The sequence below is a fragment of the Sulfurimonas sp. NWX79 genome, assembly GCF_039667035.1.
Lineage (GTDB): Bacteria > Campylobacterota > Campylobacteria > Campylobacterales > Sulfurimonadaceae > Sulfurimonas > Sulfurimonas indica.
Map to the genome: position 1 here is coordinate 65,034 of NZ_JALCZL010000001.1, position 20,533 is coordinate 85,566.

21 protein-coding genes are annotated in these 20,533 nt (G+C 34.6%); 3 read left to right on the forward strand and 18 right to left on the reverse strand.

What is annotated here, in order from left to right; genetic code table 11:
• Positions 1-10: 10 nt before the first annotated feature.
• The 18 genes from MNY27_RS00380 to MNY27_RS00465 form a co-directional block, all read right to left on the reverse strand.
• Complete coding sequence (locus tag MNY27_RS00380) at positions 11-1,258, reverse strand: type II secretion system F family protein (RefSeq protein WP_152183517.1); 1,248 nt, start codon at positions 1,256-1,258, stop codon at positions 11-13.
• Positions 1,255-2,949, reverse strand: coding sequence for a GspE/PulE family protein (locus MNY27_RS00385; protein ID WP_246153812.1), 1,695 nt, complete (start codon positions 2,947-2,949; stop codon positions 1,255-1,257). Before MNY27_RS00385 ends, MNY27_RS00380 begins: the two co-directional genes overlap by 4 nt.
• Positions 2,950-3,000: 51 nt before the next feature.
• Complete coding sequence (locus MNY27_RS00390) at positions 3,001-3,546, reverse strand: hypothetical protein (RefSeq protein ID WP_152183519.1); 546 nt, start codon at positions 3,544-3,546, stop codon at positions 3,001-3,003.
• A complete protein-coding gene (locus tag MNY27_RS00395; protein WP_152183520.1) occupies positions 3,543-4,430 on the reverse strand; it encodes a hypothetical protein in 888 nt (295 codons plus the stop codon). The genes MNY27_RS00390 and MNY27_RS00395 overlap by 4 nt, the downstream gene beginning before the upstream one ends.
• A complete protein-coding gene (locus MNY27_RS00400) occupies positions 4,423-5,232 on the reverse strand; it encodes an ATP-binding protein (protein ID WP_152183521.1) in 810 nt (269 codons plus the stop codon). Before MNY27_RS00400 ends, MNY27_RS00395 begins: the two co-directional genes overlap by 8 nt.
• A gap of 12 nt (positions 5,233-5,244) precedes the next feature.
• Positions 5,245-6,885: a pilus (MSHA type) biogenesis protein MshL gene (gene mshL / locus MNY27_RS00405; RefSeq protein WP_152183522.1), complete on the reverse strand. Its 1,641-nt coding sequence runs from the start codon at positions 6,883-6,885 to the stop codon at positions 5,245-5,247.
• 9 nt (positions 6,886-6,894) lie between these two features.
• Entirely contained in the window at positions 6,895-7,338 is a 444-nt protein-coding gene (locus MNY27_RS00410) for a hypothetical protein (protein ID WP_152183523.1), read from the reverse strand.
• Entirely contained in the window at positions 7,338-7,970 is a 633-nt protein-coding gene (locus MNY27_RS00415) for a hypothetical protein (protein ID WP_152183524.1), read from the reverse strand. Before MNY27_RS00415 ends, MNY27_RS00410 begins: the two co-directional genes overlap by 1 nt.
• Positions 7,967-9,508 carry a hypothetical protein gene (locus tag MNY27_RS00420; RefSeq protein WP_152183525.1) on the reverse strand — a complete coding sequence of 514 codons (1,542 nt, stop codon included), beginning with the start codon at positions 9,506-9,508 and terminating at the stop codon, positions 7,967-7,969. Before MNY27_RS00420 ends, MNY27_RS00415 begins: the two co-directional genes overlap by 4 nt.
• Positions 9,509-9,519: 11 nt before the next feature.
• On the reverse strand, positions 9,520-10,809 hold the full coding sequence (locus MNY27_RS00425; RefSeq protein WP_152183526.1) for a M99 family carboxypeptidase catalytic domain-containing protein: 1,290 nt from the start codon (positions 10,807-10,809) through the stop codon (positions 9,520-9,522).
• Between the two features lie 2 nt (positions 10,810-10,811).
• On the reverse strand, positions 10,812-11,792 hold the full coding sequence (locus MNY27_RS00430) for a L,D-transpeptidase family protein (RefSeq protein ID WP_346391718.1): 981 nt from the start codon (positions 11,790-11,792) through the stop codon (positions 10,812-10,814).
• Entirely contained in the window at positions 11,782-12,666 is an 885-nt protein-coding gene (gene era / locus MNY27_RS00435; protein WP_346391719.1) for a GTPase Era, read from the reverse strand. The genes MNY27_RS00430 and era overlap by 11 nt, the downstream gene beginning before the upstream one ends.
• A gap of 9 nt (positions 12,667-12,675) precedes the next feature.
• Complete coding sequence (hslU, locus tag MNY27_RS00440) at positions 12,676-14,007, reverse strand: HslU--HslV peptidase ATPase subunit (RefSeq protein WP_346391720.1); 1,332 nt, start codon at positions 14,005-14,007, stop codon at positions 12,676-12,678.
• Positions 14,007-14,549, reverse strand: coding sequence for an ATP-dependent protease subunit HslV (gene hslV / locus MNY27_RS00445; protein WP_346391721.1), 543 nt, complete (start codon positions 14,547-14,549; stop codon positions 14,007-14,009). The genes hslU and hslV overlap by 1 nt, the downstream gene beginning before the upstream one ends.
• A 6-nt stretch (positions 14,550-14,555) precedes the next feature.
• A complete protein-coding gene (gene rplI / locus MNY27_RS00450; protein ID WP_346391722.1) occupies positions 14,556-15,002 on the reverse strand; it encodes a 50S ribosomal protein L9 in 447 nt (148 codons plus the stop codon).
• Between the two features lie 18 nt (positions 15,003-15,020).
• On the reverse strand, positions 15,021-15,758 hold the full coding sequence (locus MNY27_RS00455; protein ID WP_152183532.1) for a ferredoxin-thioredoxin reductase catalytic domain-containing protein: 738 nt from the start codon (positions 15,756-15,758) through the stop codon (positions 15,021-15,023).
• 11 nt (positions 15,759-15,769) lie between these two features.
• Positions 15,770-16,990 carry an argininosuccinate synthase gene (locus tag MNY27_RS00460; RefSeq protein ID WP_346391723.1) on the reverse strand — a complete coding sequence of 407 codons (1,221 nt, stop codon included), beginning with the start codon at positions 16,988-16,990 and terminating at the stop codon, positions 15,770-15,772.
• Between the two features lie 155 nt (positions 16,991-17,145).
• Entirely contained in the window at positions 17,146-17,547 is a 402-nt protein-coding gene (locus MNY27_RS00465; protein ID WP_152183534.1) for a flagellar protein FlaG, read from the reverse strand.
• 128 nt (positions 17,548-17,675) lie between these two features.
• Here MNY27_RS00465 and MNY27_RS00470 point away from each other — a divergent pair, with 128 nt between their 5' ends.
• Genes MNY27_RS00470 through MNY27_RS00480 form a run of 3 tightly spaced genes read left to right on the forward strand, consistent with a single transcriptional unit; the run spans position 17,676 to position 20,516 of the window.
• Positions 17,676-18,878 carry an MFS transporter gene (locus MNY27_RS00470; RefSeq protein ID WP_346391724.1) on the forward strand — a complete coding sequence of 401 codons (1,203 nt, stop codon included), beginning with the start codon at positions 17,676-17,678 and terminating at the stop codon, positions 18,876-18,878.
• 49 nt (positions 18,879-18,927) lie between these two features.
• A complete protein-coding gene (locus MNY27_RS00475) occupies positions 18,928-19,200 on the forward strand; it encodes a hypothetical protein (RefSeq protein ID WP_346391725.1) in 273 nt (90 codons plus the stop codon).
• Positions 19,197-20,516: an MATE family efflux transporter gene (locus tag MNY27_RS00480; protein ID WP_346391726.1), complete on the forward strand. Its 1,320-nt coding sequence runs from the start codon at positions 19,197-19,199 to the stop codon at positions 20,514-20,516. Before MNY27_RS00475 ends, MNY27_RS00480 begins: the two co-directional genes overlap by 4 nt.
• The last annotated feature ends 17 nt before the right edge of the window (positions 20,517-20,533 follow it).

Here is a 20,533-nt window from a genome sequence, read left to right on the forward strand (position 1 = left end):
GCTTTTTGCTTTATCTTCTTCCTTGAACAGCATTCCCCATATCCCACATTGGTAAGAAGATACCAAGAGCAAGTAAGATAACCATCGATGCAATGATAAGAAGCATAATTGGTTCAATCGCTTCACTAAGACCATCGATGATGGCATCAAAACGCATTTTATAATATTCAGCCACTTTTTTTATCATTGTATCTAGCGTACCACTATCTTCACCGGCACGCACCATTTGAATAATCATATTTTCAAAAAGTCCAGTCTCTTCAAGCCCTTTGTTAAGTGCGCCACCTTTTTCAACTGTAATGATTACAGATTGGAGTTTTTTCTTTAAAGGAAGAGAGTCGATCATATCAATAGCAGTATCTAATGCTTCTGCAATTGGAATACCGGCACGAATCAACTCGGAAAATACAAGTGTAAAACGGCTCAGTGTTGAGAACTTGATAATGTTTTTAATCAAATAGGTTCGTAAAAGGAACTGATGCCATTTATATCGGATATCTTCATAGTTGGTAATGAGATAATTAAATACAACATAAAAGACCGCAAGTCCAGCTAAGAGATACGGTCCAAAGTTATTAAAGAGATATTCTAGTTTTAGAAGGATAATAGTTGGCAGTGGTAGTTCAGCATGGAGCTCTTCAAAGATTGATTTAAACTGTGGTACAACATAAGAGATAAGAATTGTAAATGCGATAGCCATTGCTATCATAACATTTCTTGGATATGCCATCGCTTTTTTGAACTTGATAACATTGGCACGAATCTCTTCGAGCATATCTGCAAGAGAATAGAGAGCTTCATCAAGGTTACCGGTTTTTTCTCCAAGTTGAATCATAGCAATTGTTAAGTTTCCAACTTCAAATCGGAAATTTTCCATTGCTGATGAAAAGGAGTGTCCGGAGTTGATATCATCTGCGATTTTGGAAAAAACAGTCTTTAAAGCATCATCAGTTGTGGCATTGGCTATTTCATTGAGTGAATCATGGATGGATATACCGGCATTTGTCATAACGGCTAACTGTCGTATGGCAGCAATGAGTGCATCTGGTTTGATCTTTCTTTTTTTGACATTCTTTAAAAGATCTGCTTTAATTCTTCGAAATTTGTCTTCAAGTGGTTCAGCTGCTTCTTCTACTTTAATGATAATTCCAGAAAGTTTGAGTTTTGCATAACCATTAGCTTCTTTTTTATCTTCAGCATATAAGCCAATTTTCTCTTTTTTCCCTTTTGTTAAAACCGTTACTAAAAAATACTTCATCCTTTTGCCACCTTTAATATTTCTTCAATACTTGTAATACCATCAATGGCTTTTTGTAAACCATTTTGGAAAATAGGTATAAAGCCTTCTTTCATAGCTTGAACAAGCATAGCTTCTTTTGATGCACCTTTTGCTATCAAAGATGAAAGCTCTTCTGAGATATTTAAAACCTCACAAATCATTTCACGTCCCATATAACCTGTTCCACCACACTCTTTACAGCCTTTTCCTTTGTAAAAGGTTGTACCTTCTGGTACAACACCCTCTATCTCTTCCAAAACAGAAGCTGAAAGGGCATCTTCTACTTTACAGTGAACACAAATTTTTCTTACAAGTCTCTGTGCCTGTATAGCAACAAGCGCACCACTAATTAAATAATGTTCTATACCCATATCGGCCATACGAGGAATAGCTGATATTGAGTCATTTGTATGCAGTGTTGAAATAACCAAGTGACCCGTTAGTGCTGCTTTGATCGCAATCTCTAAAGTTTCCTGGTCACGAATCTCCCCGATCATGATCTTATCAGGGTCTTGACGTAAAATAGAGCGAAGTGCATCAGCAAAAGAGAGACCTACTTTTGCATTTACCTGAACCTGCTGGATAAGATTCATTCTATACTCAACAGGGTCTTCAACTGTAATGACTTTATCTTCTACATTTCTCAGCTCATTGAGAGCACCATAGAGCGTTGTTGTTTTACCAGAACCGGTAGGTCCTGTTACCAGTATGATACCATAAGGAGCTTGCAGGCCTTTGAGCAGTTTATGATAACTGACACTATCCATACCGGCATCTTCAAGTCTTACAAGTGCTTTTTGTTTATCGAGCACACGCATAACAATTGATTCACCATAAAGAATTGGCAGCGTTGAGATACGAAAATCATATTCACGTGATCCTACTGTAGTAGAGAAACGTCCATCCTGTGGTTTTCTTTTTTCTGCGATATCAAGATTTGCTAAAAGTTTCAATCGTGATGCCAGAGGAGGGTAGATATCTTTTTCAAAGATAAACATCTCCGTTAACTTTCCATCAACACGTCCACGAACTACACAGTTTTTTTCAGTCGGTTCGATGTGGATATCACTTGCACGCCCGTTAATACAGGTTTTGAGTACTACATCAATTAGTAATAAAATAGAGGAAGCTTCCTGTTGCTCTTCGAGTGTTGAGATAGAATTTAACTCTTCACGAATTTTACGAACCAAATCTTTTACACTGTCTTTAAGACTTATTTTATAAAGATAGGTCTCAATCTGTTTTCTTGTAGCAAGAGCAATTTTAAGAATTTTTCTTGGAAAGAGTCTTTGAATCGCTTCTTGTGCATCAATATCAAGCGGGTCATTAAATGCAACAGTGATACTCATTTCATCTTGCGAGATTGGGATAGCATGATGTTTCTGAAACTGTGCAAAAGGGACATTTGCTGTAAGATTGTAGTCCATATCAATGGAGTCTAGGTCTACAAACATCAAATCTAGCTCTTGTGCTAGTTTTTGCAGAACTGCACTTTCTGGTATGTAGTCATAATCATCTATGATAGAGAGTTTATAGACACCATTACGTACCTGTTGGACAATATAACGGATGAGTCTGTCCATTGTCATAAAACCAGAGAGGGTTATATCACGTAAGATAAGATTTTCGCTGATTCCTTTTGCAAGTAGTCTGTCTACTTGTCCTTTCATTATAGAACCATTGGCAAGTAAATCTGTCGTAATCCTATCCACTTTTTTCCCTTACCAGTATATATGTCTCTTTAAAAGCATTGTATCATAAAACTCTTCAATAACCATTTTTGAAATTTTATAATCTTTTGCCAGATAAAGCTTGTATGAAAGCTTTTTATCATTGGGATCTTCAAAAAGATAAAATGTACGTTTTTCATGTTTACCTAGTTTTGCGTAAAGATCAAACACTTTTGAAAGAACATAGTCTGTTGTTGGTAACTTTAACTTTGAGAGCTCATAACCATCAACTAAAGAGTGGTAGAGTAGTTTTTTTTGCATCAAAATTACTGAAAAGTAAGCTGAGTTTGCACGTGCTTCTTCTGAAAATTTTAAAACTGCTGTTGGTACGGCAAGTCTGTCAATATAGTCCGAATGTAAACATGCAAAAGCATAGAGTGAGACAAACTCTTCATCACGTTTATATTTTCCAAAGTTGTCAAATCCCATGCTACAGACTTGTGCATATTTTTTATTTTGATAGAGTCCAAACATCTCCTGTTTAACATCACCTGCATAGCTGTTTGCTAAAAAAAGTAAAATTATAAAAAGTCTCATTTGAATTTTCCTGATTGTATATCATTAAGTAAGATTTTTGCATTACCGGAGTGGGAATATTTAATATATTCTTTTAATGTTTTAATAGCCATATCTCTTTTATTGAGTTTGACTAAAGATTTTGCGAAAATAAGCCAACTGTCTTCTATATCATTATTGATTGCATTTGTTATAAGTGCATAATTATAAGCTTGTTCATAATTACCAAGCTCATAATATTTTTTTGCAACAAAAAGACTTAAAGCAGGGTTATTGTTCTTCTTAAATCTCGTAATGATTTCTTTGATGTCGTTTTGTGAATCTCTTCTCTCAATCGTGATGATTTGTTTTTTATAAGGTTTTGAAGTTGGTTCTTTTTTTACTATTGTAATAGGTGCTTTGTTTGTTGTTTTCTTCTTTACTTGACTTTTCTGTTCTATATCCATATACTCTTCTTCTACAGTAGCTTGTTGAACAACTTTTTTTCTTTTTTTAGTACTCTTTTTTACAGAAGATGTGACTTTATAGTACGGTTGCTGTTCTTCATTTTGTATACGTCTCATAAAGTTCATTGATGGTGAGAGGGTTAATTTTGTATCTTCTGTTAAAGTCGTTGTTTGTACTTGAGTATTTTGTTGTATGTTTGTTTGGACTGGAGCTGTGACGATCTCTTTTTGCGTAGAAACATTTTGTTCTTTTTGAAGACTTTGTATTGCTACAATCTTTCTCTTTTCATGCTTTTCTGTTTTTGTCGCTATCACTGGAGTTTTTTCTGTATTGGAGGTGGCAAAGATTGATATAATCGTCATAATAACAATGATACTGACAAAAATAATGGCATGTGGAATATATGTTTTAATTTTATATTTTAGCCAACGTTTTTCTAACTCTCGTGTATTAAGCATCTATCAAACCTGTATGTATAGCTGCCATCTCTATAAGTTTTGTTGAAATTTGATTTGTCTTTATAGAATAGAGCTGATTGTTTTTTTCATAAGTACTATAGATTTCAAAAAGCCCGTATAGGAGTTTATTTGTATCTCTATAGTTTCCATGAGTTAATTTATAAATTTTGTTTACAGCTTTTGAATTAAACATGCTGGCTGTATCAAAACAGTTTGCTTTCATCAGTTTTTTTTGTATATATATCTTTAGTTCTGTCGGCAAAGAGTTTTCAAGCTCAATAGTTTCCCAAATTCTTGTTTGGAAATGTTCTTTTGCAATAAGATCTTCTTTCTCTGTCTTATGCAAAGCGATAACAAATTTAAGTGTTCTTGTATCTGATAAAAGTCGAATTTTCTCCATCAGTTCTTCAGAGTAGAGTTGTGCTTCATCAAGTAAAATAACAGGAACTTGATTCAGGTTTTTATCTTTTACAATTTTCATAAATTGTGTAAAGTTCAACTCTCCTGCATATTTGGTTTCAAATACATCTTGTGCAAGTGTCTTATAAAACTCACTTTCATCCAAAATAGGGGTATCATATAGAAAAACATTTTGTGTATCTGCTAAGTCAAGAGAGAGCTTTGTTAAAAACATGCTCTTTCCTGTCCCTGGTTTTCCATAAAGAAGTATCATCTTCAAAGGTTTTTTAATAGAGTCTTTCAATGATTGGTAGATTGTTGAGACTCTGTCTAGCTGGACATAATCTTTGGGATTTACAGTATCTAAGAAAACATTTTTAGAATTTACAAAGATACTGTTCATATATTATGCCTCCTATTTTTCATTATTTGTAGTGTTTGCTTCGCTTGTTTCAGCTTTTTTAGCATTTTTTGAAGCACGTTCAAGGTCAATTAAGTCATTACTTAAACCTTCATAACCTAAATCAGAAAGTGAAACACTGTTTTTTGATTTATGTATAATATGTGGTTCAATAATAATTACCAACTCTTGCGTCTCTTTTATCATTTCTTCATATTTAAATAGATAGCTTATAATAGGAATATCACCTAAGATTGGAACTTTACTTGTATTATTTGTATTTTTGGTATTGATAAGACCACCAAGAATAATTCTGTTACCATCTTTTACTGTTACAACAGATGAGAGTTGACGACGAGCTAAATCGGGTGGCATATCTCTACCTGTATTTGGTACGTCTGCCATATTTGTCGTTGTCTCAGAGAGTGACGGATTGATTCTCAGTGTAATTGTTTTATCATCAGAGATCTCAGGTGTAATTGTTAAAAGAACACCTGCAAAGACTGATTGGACATTTTCATTTTGTGTTGTTGCAGCAACGCCACCACCGGTACCTTGTTGGTTCGTTTCTGATTTGATTTTATAAAAGTACTCTGTACCCGCAGTAATAAGTGCTGGTTGATTATTAAGTGTTAGAACTTTTGGATTTGAAATAGAATTAACATCACCTTGCGTTTTTAGAAACTTAATAACTTCATTGAGTGAAGCACCACCTTTAAGTGTTACGATTTTTGCCATTCCAGCCGCACCATTTAGAGCTGCTGTAGTAATATTTGGAGAAGTTGCATCTGTAGTATCAAATGTATCAACATTTTTAAGTTCGAGTGTGTTAATACCAACTTGGAAGTTCTGAAGTGCATAAAGCTGTTTCCAGTCAATCCCTGTCGTTTTACCTTCACTCATTGTTACTGCTAAAAGCTGTACATCTATAAGTACCTGTAGTTGTACTTTGTCTTGAAGCTTTTTAAGATACTTTTCAAATCTTTTCAACTGTTTTGTTGTTGCTGTGACAGTAATAAGCCCGGCATTTTTGTTAATAAGCGGAGCTGGTGCATGGTATGCATCATGTGGACGGTTGAGCACACTTTGAAATTCAGTATCGAGTTGTTCCCAGAATTTTACTTCATCACTGCTTTCTATCTTTATACCACTATCAGCTGTAGAAGTACTTCCTCCAGTAGTTCCACCTGTGCCTCCTCCGACACCACCACCCATGCCTCCAGGTATTGAAGTGCCTCCTTGACCTCCATTAGATGAAGAACTAAGTGTGACATCAGTGCTTCCGGTACTTTTTCTTTGTGAAAGAATATAGTCAATATTGAAGACTTTTGTTTGTAAGTAAGAGATTTTAAGTAGGTTGTTCTCTAAAGTGTATGAGAGATTGTTCTCTGATAAAATAATATTAAGTACTTCATCTATTGTTAGGTTCTTCAAGTTCGTTTTGTTTAACTTTGTCTGAAGAAACTCTTCTGCATTAGGATCAGTAATGATGATACTAAAACCACACTCATCACTGAGCTGTTCTATAAAGTCCATTATCTTCGTGTTTTTTGATGAACTTATGCTAAAGAGTTCATATGAACAATCTGCAAAACTACTTGTTGATACCATTGCTGTTAGTATTGCTGCACATAGCGATGTTTTAATAAATTTCATTTTTCGTTCCTACTTATTATTAAATTTAAGGTTTTTACTTTTACTCACAGTGGAGAGAAGTAATTGTTTCTTACCCTTTGTTAAGAGTACTGTTTTAAGATTCACTTTTTCAAGTTTGTATTCATAGATTTTTTCACCTTCTCTATACCATTTTCCATTAATAAGGGCAGATTTGTTTAAGATCGCTTCTAATGAAATTTTTGAAGAGTAAGTACGAACTTTTTTAGAACCTGATGTTGAGGATTTTCTACTTCTATATGTACTTTTCTTCCTTTTTTTACCTTTTTTGGTTTTTAAATAGATAAATGGATCTTTCAATTTTGAAATTTTTTTATTATCTATACCTTTTCTCGGTGGTTTGATAGCTTCTATCTGCTCATCTACCCAAGCAAGTTCATTTGAAAAAAGCTGTGTAGATAGGAGTAATAGTAAGATTATAGTTAGTTTTTTCATTAGTATTTAATCCCCCATACTGAGATTCTAAAATCCGAATTTAAAATATTTTCGGCTGTGATATTAAAATCATGTATATCTACAACAAGATCACTTTGCTCCATAGAATTGATGAACTTAACAGTATTTCTAAAGTTTCCTTCAGAAGATACAGTGATATTTAAAATATGTCCAAATGAACTTCCTGTATCAGCATACTTGTTTGTTATATAATTTATTTTCACATGGTATTTTTGAGCATTGGTTGTAATAGAGTCAAGGTATTCACCCCATGCACTTTCATCATAGATAAGAGATGAGATAGCTTCAATTTTATGCTTAATATAAGCATTGTTATTTTTATGCATCATCATTTCATCATTGATTTTTTTAATCTCTCTATCAAGCTGAGTGATTTTTGTTTCTGGATTTCTCTGCAGATACTGTTTGTCATTTGCAATCTGTTTCTCAAATCGTTTAACATTTTCTCTTGTCTGCTCAAAACTCTCAAAAGAACTATCCCAAAAGAAAAGGTAAGCAAAAGCAAATATACCGGCAACTATCATGACGTATGTCATATATATCTCTTTTTGTTCTTTCCCTTGAAATGCCCTATCTATCTTATGTAAGTAATCTTCTATATTTATTTTCATAATAACTTCACTTTCAACTCACTGGTATATAAGTCTGACTTGTCATTGATTTTAATCTCTTCTAAGTCAAAATCATATTTCGTTTCATAAGTTTTTGTAAGATATTCAACAAGTTTTGTAATCTCTCTATCTTTCAAAGAAACAAGATTCAATGTTAGAACTTTACCTACTTTTTCATCTTCGCTGTATCCTATTGATGAAACCTTAACTTTAAATTTATTGATGTCATTTGCAAACTCTGATATAAGTTTCGCTTTCATTGGATAATCGACTTTTACTTCATGAATCTTGATAAGTGTATTTTTCTTATCGTTATACTCTTTTTTCTCTTGTTCTAATAGTGTTAATGCTTTTTCTTTATCTGCCAATCTATTTTTAATAGTGGCTTCTCTTGTGATTTTTATATTGTGCACTTCTTTATAGTCCTCTTTTAAAAGGTCTTCTTGAAGTTCCTGTGCATATGTTAAAATCCAGTATGTAATAGGATAGGCAAAAGCAAGTGCAAAAGCGGCTGCTGTAAGTATTATAAGCTTACCACTCTCTCTTCGAATAAATTTTGGTGGACGTCTATAAGTTGTAAAGTTACATTCATATCTATCCATTGGAGGAACAAGAGTGTAGAGCTGCATAAGTGAGTGCATTTGATCAAGATAAACTTCATCACTTGTCTCAAAACCGTAGTCAAAATCAAATTCACTTGCATAAATATTGAGCTCAACTTCTAGCATCTCATGAAGTTTTGTCTCAGTTTTAACTTGTGTACCTATATATACATGTTCAAACTTATCAATCTCAAAAGCCCGTTTTGCATACGTTAAAATATCATTGATATTTGCAATGAGCTCTTTATAGAGTCGAATGAAATACTCTTTATATTCACTCTCTGTATCTTTAAGATTTGCTTCTGTCAAGAATTCCATAAAGTCATCATATGGAATTCTTTCACCGTACAGTTCACAAAACCTTTCATGCATATCTAAAAAAGAGTATTTGATAGATTTTGTGTAAATAAACTCTTTGTTGCTGTAAATTGTTAGAGACGCATCATTTTCCTGAAAATAGATAAAACAGTGTGTATTACTACTGTCAATAATCTCTTTTGCATAGAGTGATTTAATAAGTAAAGGAGCAGGGATGATAACATCAATATATTTTACTTTTTCAACCACTCTTTCAAATGTTGTTGTTAAATCAAGCGGATCAACTATAAAGAGATGAAAATGCCTGTTCTCTTCATCTAAATTGTGAAAATTTTCTATATATTGAATTTGATATTCAACTGCTTGGTCAAGTGCTAATTCATCGTATGCTTTACTATTAATAGCGTCATAGAGATCTTCTTCGGGAATATTCTTACTGATTTCAATCTGTGCTGTTATAAACTCTTTTGTATTTAAATACGAGATAACAAATTGTTCTTTTGAAAATTCAGGAGTTTTTGATTCACTAATAAAACTAGAAACACTACTAAAGTAGGCATCTTTGTAGGGATTAACAGATAGTACACTTGAAAAAGAGTGTTGTGCTGACGTACTCATTAATTATAATCCTATTTAAATTTAACCATTAACATGGAACAAAATCCATCGTTACTGTAAAACTCGATTCTGTAAGTTTTATTGGCTCTATCAACAGCATACCTTTTACTGAGATCTTTTAAAGAGATCGTGATAGCACTCTCATCTTTGCTGTTTTTTGAGTGGTAACCAATAACGTTTACACGAAAGTTTTTACCTTTAATAATCTTAAAATCGTCACTTATATAAAAGTTTGAAGCTTTTGGCAAAGAAATCAACTTTCCATCCGCCTCAATTTTATAAATTCGTGGACAATTTTTTGACATTTTAAAATATTGAGGCCTTAGCGAGGTAATTTTTTTATTACCTATAAATACATCGTATGCGCCATACTTATTCTTTTTAACCGCTCCCAACGGATTGGAACAGTTAAAGTCGTTACCCTTTGATTTTAGCGGAATAAAGCTTAAAGATTTTTTGATATTACATAAATCTAACAAAATATTGTGATTTATTTCCAAAGTTCCATAATTTTTTATTATCTGTTCGACATTTTTTTCGCTTAATTCAAAGTCTCTAGCGTATTTTATATGCATTATTTTCATAAATTCTTCAATTGCAAGGAGCTGATAGAAGACTTTTTGAGAAATGGAAGAGAGGCTTTTACTGGTCTCAATTGCAAAGGCCGGTTTGTTGTTTTTTACTGCAAAATATGTTAAAGATAAACGCATTTGTTCATCTTTAAATTTTGTTTTTGTATTTTTGACATTAAAAATATGATGTTTTTGTAAGAGTTGTTTATTGATATTTTCTTTGACATTACGTGCTATGTCATTTAAGTTACTAAAAGGTTGACTCTTATTGAGTGAACACTGGTCAATGACACAGGTCTGTCCCCAGGCATTTGGATTGAAAATACTGCTTTGTTCTTTTTCTCTGTAAAAACCGTGTCCATCATGTAAATTAAGAACAAGAGAGACTTTTTTTTCAAGTATGATTTTTTTAATGGCATCAACAGTTGGTTTGTCTTTGTCATTTTCATTAATTGTTGCAAATTTTCTGTTCATATCTCCATGTATACCGCGTCTGTTTGCAATAATACTTTTTTGGTTGAGATTTGGAATGATCCAGAGATTTTTTGAGAGAATTTTATAGTGTGTAGCAAGGACTGCAGCTGAAAAATAGCCTCCTGGTTCATTACCGTGGATACCACCGATAACCAAAAGTGTTGTGTTAGAATCAGAATTTTCTTTTTTGATAAGATTTATCTTTGCAGATAAGTGTGTAAAGAAAAACAGAGAGATAATTACGAAAAGTTTCATAATTACCTTTCTGTAATAATATTGAACTTATTTTCTGTAAGTTTTACTATAAGAACTTTGTTCCCTGTAAAGGAGAAGCTGTTTGATTTATATTTTTCTAAAAAAGCAATTTTGAAGATATCTTTTGTATCAGGGTAGGGGATAACATTGATCTGTCTGAATATAATGGTCTTTTTTTCGTTTTTATTGAAAATTCTAGTTTTATACTTTTTAAACTGTTCAAAATTCATACCGTCAAAACGTTTAAATTCCGGAGTATAAAAACTGAGATAGGTATCTATATCATTATATATCCAAGAGTATCTCCATGCAAAGAGACTTGCAAGGACTTTTGAGAGTCGCTCTTTTGATGCCTCTTTTTTCACACTCTCTTCATCAATAATCAAAATAGTCTTTGATATATCTATATTTCTATCGAGACACTCTATACTTTGATTGTTGATAGCGATGCATCCTTTTGTAAACTCATCCCTCTCTTGTTTAATAGGAAGACCGTGAATCCAGATGCCTTGTCCTGTTTTACCTTGATACTTATCATATATATTAGGATAAGAGGTGACAAATGCCATCGGCCCGTAAAAAGAGTCAACTTTTGTTATCTTTTTGACAATATTGTAAACACCGACAGGTGTGCGAAGATCTCCCTCTTTATGCTTGTCACCTTTCATCTTTCCTGTATAAGCACTATACTCTTTTTTTAATTGATAGGTGTTGTTGTCATCTTTTTTGTAGATAGAGAGTCGAGATTTTGATTTATCACATGTAAGAATATTTGTATAGGATTCAAAGTAACCAAAAGAGGTATCAATATTTTTAAGATAATCATTCCAATAGGACTCTTGTGCAAGTTTTTTATCAAGTTCTTTTTCTATATCATTGATGCCATTGTTTCTATAGTGGGTTAAAAGATGGAGGTCAACTCCGAAGAGTGAAGATGAAAGAAAAAGTATTAAAAAAACTGTTTTATAAAAATTATTGTGCATTGTCATATCCTATCTCTTTTAAAAAGTGTTTATCTTTTGTCCAGCCTTTTTTTACTACGACTTGCAGGTTAAGGTAGGCTTTTTTCCCGCTGAGCTCTTCTATCTTCTGACGTGCTGCTTTTCCGATTCTTTTAATCGCTTCACCTTTTTTCCCAATGATAATACCTTTTTGGGATTCTTTTTCAATGATGATAGTTGCATAGATTCTATCAATGCCATGATCTTCTTCAATTGAGTCGATGATAACATCTGATTCATAAGGGACTTCATCACTGATATTCTCAAAGATAGCCTCTCGGATAAAACCAGCATAGATATCACGTACAAGTTCACTTGTTAAATCTTCAGGGTCATAAAGAAATGGAGACTCTGGAAGTAGTTTTGCAATGGTGTCAAGTAGGTCTTTATGACCGACTTTTCTAGGGATTGCTACTGGAATGAGCGCTTCAAAATTATCTGCGTATTGATTATATGAGGCAATTTTTTTAAAGAGCTTCTCTTGTGATACCTGATCGATTTTAGAGAGTACTATAATATGTGGAATATTTTTTTTATTAAGTTTTAAAAATTTTTCATAGTGTTCGGTTGAGTCTGTAACTGGTGCTAAGTAAACGATTAAGTCACAGTCCCCCATTGCTTTGAGTGCTTCATCAAGCATAAACTTGTTAAGAACTTTCTCTTTTTCATGCAAACCGGGTGTGTCTACAAAGATGATTTGAGCATTGTCATGCATAACAATAGCATTGGAACGTTTCCTTGTAGCATTTGCTTTTTGGCTTACCATCGCTATCTTCTCACCTAAAAGTGAGTTCATTAGTGTACTTTTTCCAGCATTAGGGCGTCCAATCAAAGAGACGAAACCAGCTTTTGTCATAGTTTACCTTTATAAAATGTAGCGAGCGAGGTCATCATCTTCGACAACTTCATCAAGTTTTTCATGTACAAGCTCTTTTGTTACTACAAACTCTTGGTCTTTGTACTCATCAGCATTAAAACTGATATCTTCTAGTATGCGTTCTAACACAGTATGCAGACGTCTTGCACCGATATCTTCTGCTGTTTCATTCGCACGGTGTGAGAGTTTTGCGATAGCACGAACAGCCTCGTCTTCAAAAGTAAGCTTCATACCTTCAACACCAAGGAGTGCCTCATACTGTTTAAGCAGTGAGTTTTCAGTCTGCGTGAGGATGGCATAGAGTGTCTCTTCTGTCAGTGCTTCAAGTTCAACTCTGAGTGGAAAACGACCTTGCAGTTCAGGAATTAAGTCACTTGGCTTACTTACATGAAAAGCTCCAGCTGCAATAAAGAGGATATGGTCCGTATTAATCGTTCCATATTTTGTAGAGACGCTTGAACCCTCCACTATAGGAAGCAGATCACGTTGTACTCCTTCTTTGGAAGGGTCATTTCTAGCTTGTGATTTTTCACTGAGTGCAATTTTGTCTATTTCATCAAGGAAAATTATACCACCATTCTCAGCACGGCGAAGTGCTTCGGCAGTAACGGAGTTCATATCTAAAAGTTTGGCACTTGCTTCTTGGCGAAGTAATACTTTTGCATCTTTGACTGTCACCTCTTTTTTATTTTCTTCTTTATTTAGAGTAGAGAAAACTTTTGAAAAACTCTCCTGAACTTTAGCCATCTCTGGAGGAAGATTTGTATCATTGAACTCTATGGTCATATTTGACTCTAGTTCAATTTCAATAATCTTATCATCCATTTCACCTGATTCTACACGTCTTTCTGTTGCTTCAAGGAGTCTTTGATAATCATCTTTTTTACTCTCACTAGCCCCAGCAGGAAGAGGGGGAACAAGTTTTTCCGTGATACGATTGATGATGTAGTTCTCTATCTTTTCACGGTTTTTTTCCTCTTGTTCTGCTTTAACAATAGAGATAGAGTTAACGACCAAATCACGAATCATAGATTCGACATCACGTCCTACAAAACCGACCTCTGTATATTTAGATGCTTCTACTTTAATAAAAGGGACTTTCATCATTTTTGCAAGTCTGCGTGAGATCTCTGTTTTACCAACACCTGTTGAGCCTATCATAAGGATGTTTTTCGGTTTTATTTCTTGACGCATCTCATCATCTAACTGCATACGTCTGTAACGTGTACGAAGTGCCAGAGCTATTGTTTTTTTAGCATTTTTTTGGCTGATAACATATTTGTCAAGATAAGAAACTATCTCTTTGGGCGTCATATTCATTAGTTTTTATCCTCTAAAATGAGAGTTTTGATATTATGGTTTGTATAGATACACAGATCTGCAGCGATATGGAGAGATTCTTTTACAAGCTCTTCTTCATCTAAAGATGCATGTTTTTTCAGTGCACGTGCAGCTGAGATAGCAAAGTTACCTCCGCTACCAATGGAAGCAACCTCTCCATCTTCAGGCTCTACAACATCGCCGTTTCCTGTAAGTATAAAAATATGCTCTTGGTTGAGTACTATCATCATAGCTTCTAAGCGACGGAGTACCTTGTCTTTTCTCCAAGCTTTAGAGAACTCAAGAACGGACTTTAAAAGATCCCCTTTTTTATTCTCTAAAAACTCTTCAAACATATCAAATAGATTAAAGGCATCCGCAGTACTTCCGGCAAAACCTGCTAAGATTTTACCGTGGTAGAGTGTACGTATTTTTGTTGCATTGCCTTTTAAAACACTGTCGCCAAAAGTAACTTGACCATCACCACCGATGACGGCTTTGTCTTTTCCTTTGTAGGCTAATATCGTTGTAGCATCAAACATCTAAAATTACTCGCCTTGTACGTCTACGTGAAGTGTTGCATGAATTCCATGACCGAGTTTCAAGTCAACATCATGCTCACCTACAGTTTTAATTGCAGTTTTTTCTGTAATATGTTTTTTATCTATCTCAATACTGTGCTGCTCTTGGAGTGCATGTGCAATCTCATCTTTTGTAACAGCACCAAAAAGATGACCGTTTTGACCAAGTTTTTTTGTGATGATAATCTCTAGTTTGTCAAGTTTTTGTGCTAGTTCGTTTAGTCTTGCAATCTCTGCTGCTTCTTCTTCGGCTTTTCTTTTAAGTTCCGCTTCATGTTCTGCAATGATTTCAGGAGTTGCTGGTTTTGCAAATCCTTTTTTGATTAAAAAGTTTTGGCCATATCCTGGTTTTACTTCTTTGACTTCACCAGCTTTTCCTAAACTTTTTACATCTTGTATTAAAAGTACTTTCATTTTTGTATCCTAAATTTTTTATCTTTCTATTTCACCTGGATATGCAACGATTCCGTTTGTCAGGTTTCCAATTTTACTATATCCGTTATCCATTAAGATTCTTGCAACATGTGCCGAACGGCTTCCTACATGACAATAAACAATGATATTTTCATCTTTTGCTAAGTTTGCTTCTTCCCAAGTTTGGAAAAATGAGCTTGTTGGTACTAATTTGTCTGCACCTTTGATATGACCCATTTGCCACTCCATATACTCACGTACATCAACAAGTGTGAATTTAACCATACCAATCTCACGTGCTTCGAGAAGTGAAACAAGCTCATCACCATCAAGTTCATCTTTGTTCACAAGCATCTCACACTCTTCTTTTGTAAGACCGCGTGAGTGTGTATGTGCCGCTTCTTCCATTCCAAGTTCTACTCTTTTGTTCGCAGCAAATTCTGGTGTACAGAAGATTCCACAATGGCAAACTCCGTTTTGGGGAATTTCTCTCTCGATAGCCGGTTTACAAGGACAGATTCTATCATCTGCTGATTTTGGTTTACCATCTTCTTCGATAACCATAAAACAAGGGCAGAAACGTTTTTTGTACATCATCTTGTTACGAGCAAGACCCATCTGTACGCCTTCGTTTACTTCCTCTTGCGGGTTGTATACCCAACCAAACTGAGCATTTACTTTATCTGTAAACTTGATAGTCTTTTCTAACTCTGCCTGAAATTCAGGTGAGTTCATATCTATTTTAATTATACTCATATTTTGTCCTTTTATTTTTTTTCTCTTCTTGCTTTACCTTCAATGATAAAACGTAATGCATTGAGTTTGATGAAACCTTCAGCATCTTTTTGGTTATAAACTTCATCTTCTTCAAAAGTTGAGTATTCCGCATTAAAGAGAGATACGTCTGAACTTCTTCCAACTACAGTTACATTGCCTTTGTAAAGTTTTAGTCTTACAGTTCCTTCTACCCACTCCTGTGTTTTGTCAATAGCAGCTTGAAGCATTTCGCGCTCCGGAGAGAACCAGAAACCATTATAGATGAGTTTTGCATATCTTGGCATCATTTCATCTTTTAAGTGTGCAGCCTCACGGTCAAGTGTGATAGACTCGATAGCACGGTGTGCTTTTAACATAATAGTTCCACCCGGCGTCTCGTAACAACCACGTGCTTTCATTCCAACAAAGCGGTTTTCAACAATATCTACACGTCCGATTCCATGCTTTCCGCCAAGCTCATTGAGCGTTTTTAGCATTGTAGCAGGAGTTAACTCCTCACCATTAAGTGTTACAGGATCCCCTTTCTTGTAGCCAATCTCAATATACTCTGGAGTATCAGGAGCATTCTCTGGAGAGTTTGACCATAACCACATAGACTCTTCAGGTTCAGCTGCAGGGTCTTCTAAGATTCCACCTTCATAAGAGATGTGTAGGAGGTTTGCATCCATAGAGTAAGGAGATTTCTTTCCTTTTTTCTCGATAGCAATGCCATGATCTGCCGCATACGCTAAAAGCTTCTCACGTGAGTTTAGATCCCACTCACGCCACGGAGCAATGATAGTAAGTGTTGAGTCTTGAGAAAGATAACCCATCTCAAAACGTACTTGGTCGTTTCCTTTACCAGTTGCACCGTGGCTTACACCATCAGCTCCGGTAATCTTTGCAATCTCAGCTTGACGTTTTGCAATAAGTGGACGAGCAATAGAAGTACCTAGAAGATACTCCCCCTCATAGATTGCGTTTGCACGAAACATAGGGTAAACAAAATCTTTTACAAACTCTTCACGCAAATCATCAATAAAAATATTTTCAGGTTTAATACCAAGTTCAAGTGCTTTTTTTCGAGCAGGTTCCAACTCTTCACCTTGCCCTAAATCTGCTGTAAAAGTTACAACTTCACATTTGTATTCATCTTGGAGCCATTTTAAGATAACACTAGTATCTAGCCCTCCAGAATAGGCTAATACTACTTTTTTAACACTTTTTTTCATGTAAAAAACCTTTTGATTGTAAAATAATTACCGCGATTATATCGAAAAATAGGTGAGATTTTACTTATAGTAAAGTAGTTAAAAAGAGTAAATAAGAAAATTTCAAGTAAATGAGAGAAGGTTAGGAGTAGGTATATGCTCATTTGAGCATAGATTTACCCCTTTGAATCAAACAATATCCCTGTCACTTCTTGCATCTTTGGTAAGAAGTCCTGTGCCTGTTCTGCCGGAAATCTTCGAATCATTTTATGCGTTTTCGCATCAATTGCTGCTACATAAAAGATGTCATTTTGATCGACACCAAATTTGATATCAGGATTAAGCGGTGTCATCGCTTCATTTAGTTTTTTTACTAAATCCTCTACATCTCTCTTTGAATTGATTTTTTCATTTGAAGTTGAAGAAGCTTCTTGCATCTCTTTGACAACATTATCTTCTTTCATTCTGCTTTGTGCAACTTGTTGTGTTGTCTGCATTTGCTCAGCAACTCTTCCTTGAGCTTCTTGCGGACTTACTTGGGATTGTTGCTGTCTTGCAACATTTGCTATGCCATCCATGACCTACTCCTCTATTACAGAATATAATTATTAATGACAATATCGACAAGCTAATAAATAACTTTAGAAAAAAAATAAAAAATTTCAAATTTCTTTTTTTTCCTCTATTTTATGCTACTCTTGCATCTATGAAAATATATATAGATTTATTACTTTTTGAGATTGTTTTACGAAGACTTTCCATTATTCAACTTATATCTTATTTTGGTGCCTGGTTCTCTAATGTTGCCATTTATACTCTTTTGATTCAACTGCAGGTTTCAGCTGAAGTAGTGGCATTTGTAGCAATGCTAAACTTTTTAGCAGGTGTTATTCAAGCACCGTTTTCTGGACCGATTATTGATAGGATTCGAGCACGTGAACTGATGCTTTTTCTGATATTTGTCGAGATTATAGCAACGGCCGCTTTGGTCTTTGTAATTGAGCTTTCAGACTTACATCTGCTCTATTTTTTAATCTTTGTAAAGATGGCAGCGGCTTCATTCTATTTTACAACAGAGATGTCTCTGTTACCAAAAATTTTGCATGGAGATAAGCTGCAAAAAGCGAATGAACTGCACTCTATAATCTGGTCACTTTCGTACACTTTAGGTATGGCAATTAGTGGCTTTGTAGTTTACTGGCTTGGCATAAAGACCGCTTTTTTATTGGATGCTTTTATGTTTGTTCTTGCTTTTTTTCTTTTGTATAATTTAGATTTTAAAGATGAGATATTGCATATTAAAGAGAATCTCTTTGCTATGATGAAAGATACATTTTCTTATCTTAAAGTAAATCCTAAAGCATTACATCTAATGTTGATTCACTCTTTTGTAGGGCTTACTGCCTTTGATGCACTTGTAGCTTTAATGGTAGACAAATACTATGCTTCCATAATTGCCACATCTTTGGCTTTGGGACTACTACACTCTGCACGGGCTGTTGGTTTAGTGATCGGTCCTGTAGTGTTAGGAAAGTGGATAAATAATAGACGTCTTATCTATGTTTTTATAGGACAGGGTTTAGCTATCTGGATTTGGGCATATGTAATGCACAGTTTTTATCTTTCACTACTTGCAAGCATAATAGTCGGTTTTTTTACAACAACACTTTGGTCTTACAGCTATACACTTCTACAGAAAAATATAGAACAAAAATACTATGGACGTATCGTTGCCTATAACGATATGCTCTTTTTAAGTGCAGCTGCCTTTACATCTTATATGATTGGATATCTGACAACGGTTGATTATAGTTTTGAAAATATAGCTTTTTTCATGGGCCTTGGCTTTATTATAGGTGCAGTGTATTATAATTTCATACTAAAAAAAGAGAAAATCGATGAGATTTGAAAATGAAAGATGGGCTAATGAGTAAAAGTTTGAGTGAGGATGAAAAAGAGTGAATTACGAATATAACGGTGAAGTAATCAGTTTAGAAAAATTAACACGCCTCTATGGGGCGGTTGTTATTGATATGCAGGGTGAAGTAGCAGAGATGAGCTTGGAGTGGTATGAGCTTTACGGTGATAAAGTAAAGCTTTTAAATTATGTTCTTGTTTTTGATTATACACCACCGGGTGAAAATGTGCGAGATAAGAAAGTTTTAGAATTTGCAACACAAGAAGAACTTATAGCAACAATGCAAGAGGTAGCACAATTTTTTCAAAAATGATCTCACGTGATACAAAAAAAGTTCTCTCTTTAGCTTTTCCGGCAGCACTAAAACATCTTGTAGATATTTTGCAGGTTCTTATCGATATGTTGATGGTAGGAACACTCAGTGTTGCAGCCTTAGCTGCTGTTGGTATGAGTATGCAGTTTATGATGATAGTCAATGTCCTGATGACACTTTTTGTTGTTGGTGGAAATACACTCATTTCGCGTTTTATCGGGCAAAGACGAAAAAAGAGAGCTTCAGCATTGCTTTTCTCACTTGTTTTGCTTGCTATATCTTTGGGTATAGTTGTCACTGTCAGTGGTTATTTTGGAGCCTATCATTTTTATGCATGGATGGGCGCAACTCCTGAAGTTGTCCAAGAGGGTGGGAGTTATTTTCGCATCATCTCTTTGGGTATTATTGTTATCTTTTTAGATACACTCCTCTATAATGCACTCTCAGCCGCAGGCGATACAAAAAGTTCGCTCTATATCAAGCTGGTTTCATCGGGAATCAATGCCTTTTTAAATTATGTTTTTATCTTTGGACACTTTGGATTTGAAGCAATGGGTATTGAAGGTGCTGCAATTGCAACAGTGATTGCCTACAGTTTTAATAATCTTACCTATTATCTGCTGATTAAAAAGAAAGCAAATTCTAAACTTGATTTCCTGCCACTCATTCGTTTTAAAGACATAAAGCGAGTATTGAAAGTCGGTTATGCCGCAGCCATTGACAGAGGAGTCTCAAGCCTTAGTTTTCTTTTCTTTGTCTCTATCATTACTGCCTATGGAACGGCTGAACTTGCCGGTTATCAAGTAGGACTTCGAGTAGAGGGCATTGCTTTTATGCCGGGCTTTGGTTTTGCCATAGCGGCAATGGCACTAGTCGGTCAAAATATAGGGGCTAAAGATTTAGATAAAGCCTATAATATGGGAATTATTAGTGGTCGTATTGCTTATATGTTTATGGGAAGTGTCGGATTTATTATGATACTTTTTCCAGAATATCTGGTACACTTCTTTACAAAAGATGAACTTACAATTGCAGTAGCTTCTAAGTATCTCATCTTGGTAGGTCTTGCTCAGATTCCACTTGCTATTATGTTTGTCTATTCTGCATCTCTACGTGGGGCAGGGGCAACAAAAACAACACTCAAAGTCAATCTTGTATCACTTTGGATATTTCGACTTATTCCATCCTATATAGCATATAAAATGGGATATGGAATTATCGTAATCTTTGCAATAATGAATTTGGAGACTTTGATAAAAGGAATCATCTACTGGTATATCTATTCCAAACGAAATTGGTTGCATACAAAAGTTTAAAAAAGGTAAAATATATT

Bases quoted from the DNA above. Each gene is read 5' to 3' on its own strand.
- MNY27_RS00380 (WP_152183517.1), bottom strand. From the start codon at position 1,258: ATGAAGTATTTTTTAGTAACGGTTTTAACAAAAGGGAAAAAAGAGAAA.
- MNY27_RS00385 (WP_246153812.1), bottom strand. From the start codon at position 2,949: ATGAAAGGACAAGTAGACAGACTACTTGCAAAAGGAATCAGCGAAAAT.
- MNY27_RS00390 (WP_152183519.1), bottom strand. From the start codon at position 3,546: ATGAGACTTTTTATAATTTTACTTTTTTTAGCAAACAGCTATGCAGGT.
- MNY27_RS00395 (WP_152183520.1), bottom strand. From the start codon at position 4,430: ATGCTTAATACACGAGAGTTAGAAAAACGTTGGCTAAAATATAAAATT.
- MNY27_RS00400 (WP_152183521.1), bottom strand. From the start codon at position 5,232: ATGAACAGTATCTTTGTAAATTCTAAAAATGTTTTCTTAGATACTGTA.
- mshL (WP_152183522.1), bottom strand. From the start codon at position 6,885: ATGAAATTTATTAAAACATCGCTATGTGCAGCAATACTAACAGCAATG.
- MNY27_RS00410 (WP_152183523.1), bottom strand. From the start codon at position 7,338: ATGAAAAAACTAACTATAATCTTACTATTACTCCTATCTACACAGCTT.
- MNY27_RS00415 (WP_152183524.1), bottom strand. From the start codon at position 7,970: ATGAAAATAAATATAGAAGATTACTTACATAAGATAGATAGGGCATTT.
- MNY27_RS00420 (WP_152183525.1), bottom strand. From the start codon at position 9,508: ATGAGTACGTCAGCACAACACTCTTTTTCAAGTGTACTATCTGTTAAT.
- MNY27_RS00425 (WP_152183526.1), bottom strand. From the start codon at position 10,809: ATGAAACTTTTCGTAATTATCTCTCTGTTTTTCTTTACACACTTATCT.
- MNY27_RS00430 (WP_346391718.1), bottom strand. From the start codon at position 11,792: ATGCACAATAATTTTTATAAAACAGTTTTTTTAATACTTTTTCTTTCA.
- era (WP_346391719.1), bottom strand. From the start codon at position 12,666: ATGACAAAAGCTGGTTTCGTCTCTTTGATTGGACGCCCTAATGCTGGA.
- hslU (WP_346391720.1), bottom strand. From the start codon at position 14,007: ATGAATATGACGCCCAAAGAGATAGTTTCTTATCTTGACAAATATGTT.
- hslV (WP_346391721.1), bottom strand. From the start codon at position 14,549: ATGTTTGATGCTACAACGATATTAGCCTACAAAGGAAAAGACAAAGCC.
- rplI (WP_346391722.1), bottom strand. From the start codon at position 15,002: ATGAAAGTACTTTTAATACAAGATGTAAAAAGTTTAGGAAAAGCTGGT.
- MNY27_RS00455 (WP_152183532.1), bottom strand. From the start codon at position 15,758: ATGAGTATAATTAAAATAGATATGAACTCACCTGAATTTCAGGCAGAG.
- MNY27_RS00460 (WP_346391723.1), bottom strand. From the start codon at position 16,990: ATGAAAAAAAGTGTTAAAAAAGTAGTATTAGCCTATTCTGGAGGGCTA.
- MNY27_RS00465 (WP_152183534.1), bottom strand. From the start codon at position 17,547: ATGGATGGCATAGCAAATGTTGCAAGACAGCAACAATCCCAAGTAAGT.
- MNY27_RS00470 (WP_346391724.1), top strand. From the start codon at position 17,676: ATGAAAATATATATAGATTTATTACTTTTTGAGATTGTTTTACGAAGA.
- MNY27_RS00480 (WP_346391726.1), top strand. From the start codon at position 19,197: ATGATCTCACGTGATACAAAAAAAGTTCTCTCTTTAGCTTTTCCGGCA.